Annotated in this window: 1 protein-coding gene; it reads left to right on the top strand. The window is 70.5% G+C overall.

The window, feature by feature from the left end; translation table 11 throughout:
* On the top strand, positions 1–1,458 hold a 1,458-nt coding region (locus ACFVXH_RS41290; RefSeq protein WP_387831233.1), incomplete at its 5' end, for a transposase.
* Between the last annotated feature and the right edge of the window lie 47 nt (positions 1,459–1,505).

Here is a 1,505-nt window from a genome sequence, read left to right as displayed (position 1 = left end):
CACAACCTCTCCGACCGGGACGCCGCGGTGGCGGTGGCCGACCGGATCTCCTGGAAGTACGCGCTGGGACTGGAGCTGGAGTACACCGGTTTCGACGCGAGCGTGCTGTGCGAGTTCCGGGCCCGTCTGGCAGCCGGGAACCGGGCGGATGCCCTGCTGACGGTAATGCTGGAACGTCTGAAGGCCGCCGGCCTGGTGCGCCCGGGCGGGCGTCAGCGCACGGACTCCACCCACGTGCTGGCCTGTGTGCGCGCACTGAACCGGATCGAGTGCCTGGGCGAGGCCCTGCGCGCGGCCCTGGAGGAGATCGCCCGCACCAGCCCAGGCTTCATCGTGCCGCTGCTGGGGCCGGGCTGGGACGAGCGCTACGGCCGCAAGGTCGAGACCGGCAGGCTCCTGCGCCGCAAGAACGCCTCGGCGACCAGGCTCGCCGAGCAGATCGGCGCCGACGGCCAGAGCCTGACCGACGCCATCGACACGGACCCCGACGCCGTGTGGATGAACGACCTCCCGCAGGTCAGGGTCCTGCGCGAGCTGTGGGCCCGGCACTTCGAGGCCACCGCCACCGGCCGGCCGCGCTACCGGGACACCCCGGAACTGCCGCCTTCGGCCGAGCGCGTACGCTCGCCCCACGACCCCGACGCCCGTTACAGCACCAAAGGCACCGGCGCCGGCAGCGTGGAGTGGACCGGTTCCAAGGGCCACCTGACCGAGTCCTGCGACGAGGACCTGCCCAACCTGGTCACCGACGTCCACACCACCCCCGCCACCGAACCCGACGTCACAGCCGTCACCCCCGTCCAGGACAGACTCATCGACCGGGACCTGAAACCCGGCGAGCACCTGACAGACTCCGGCTACCCCAGCGGGGCGAACATCGGCGCGTCCCTGGAACGCGGCATCACCCTCATCGCCCCCGTCACCGTGAACACCGGCCGAGGCGCCCGCGACGGCACCTTCACCCCCAAGGACTTCCACGTCGACCGGCACAGCGGCGTCACCCACTGCCCCGCCGGGGCCACCAGCATCTCCATGCGGCCGAAGAAGAACGGCCTGATCCGCGTCGCCTTCTCCCGCACGGACTGCAGGCCCTGCCCCATCCGCGCCCGGTGCACCACCGCGGCCCCGCACCTCGGCCGCAGCCTGGAGATCCACCCCGAACCGATCCACACGGCCCGGATGCGGATGCAGACCGAACAGGACAGCCCCGAATGGCGCGAGGCCTACCGGGCCCGCGCCGGGATCGAAGGCACCGTCTCACAAGCGGTCCGAGGCCCTGGCCTGCGACGATCCCGCTACCGGGGCCTCGCCAAAACCCACCTCCAGAACGTCCTCATCGGCATCGCGATCAACATCCGCCGACTCGGCGCCCACTACGACACCACCACCAGACCAAGCCGCCGTCCCACCCGCATCCACACACTCTGCACCCAACACGGCATCCCAACAGCAACCTGACCTAGATCAAATACTTCGCCAGCAGAGTCATCCAGCCGACTTCCCAC

Origin of the sequence: Kitasatospora sp. NPDC058184, assembly GCF_042883725.1 — a bacterium.
Classification (GTDB): domain Bacteria; phylum Actinomycetota; class Actinomycetes; order Streptomycetales; family Streptomycetaceae; genus Kitasatospora.
This window is presented reverse-complemented; position numbering and strand designations above follow the sequence as displayed.